This window comes from Lactiplantibacillus garii (genome assembly GCF_003885105.1).
Taxonomy (GTDB): domain Bacteria; phylum Bacillota; class Bacilli; order Lactobacillales; family Lactobacillaceae; genus Lactiplantibacillus; species Lactiplantibacillus garii.
Window position 1 is genome coordinate 1 of sequence record NZ_QWZQ01000132.1, and the last position, 519, is coordinate 519.

Sequence of the window (519 nt, forward strand, 5' to 3'; positions counted from 1 at the left end):
TCCCAATATTGAGATTCAAGATCCCAAAATAACAAAATTTGGTAATTATTGGTTCATTACGTATACGGGTGGAGTACTACGAACAGCTGACTTTTTTAGTTGGCAACTGGTTTCAATTGGTGCCACAAATAAATATAAGCAGATTACAGCACCTTCCTTAATTCATGATAGCGACAAGCTTATGATGTCATTTTCCAGTTATGATGCTAAAGGAAACTATGATGCATATATAGCGCCATTTAATTATGATACAAGTAAACCTAATTTGAAAAAGGCTCTAAAATTACAAGGATTGCATAACGTAAATGCCGTTGATATATATAAGGGTGCGAGAAAATATTACGCTCTATATACAAAAAATAAAAAAGGAAGTGGCAAGATCTTTATAGCAACGGCAAAAAAGATAACCGGAAAGTACTCTACTATTAGGAAAATCACACCGCCCACCGGAATGTATTACTATGCTCCTACATTTTTACAAAACCAAGCTTCGAAAATAATCGGAATTATGTATAGTTC

General features: G+C 33.9%; 1 protein-coding gene. It reads left to right on the forward strand.

What is annotated here, in order from left to right:
• On the forward strand, positions 1-519 hold a 519-nt coding region (locus D1831_RS14495; RefSeq protein ID WP_158610683.1), incomplete at both ends, for a hypothetical protein.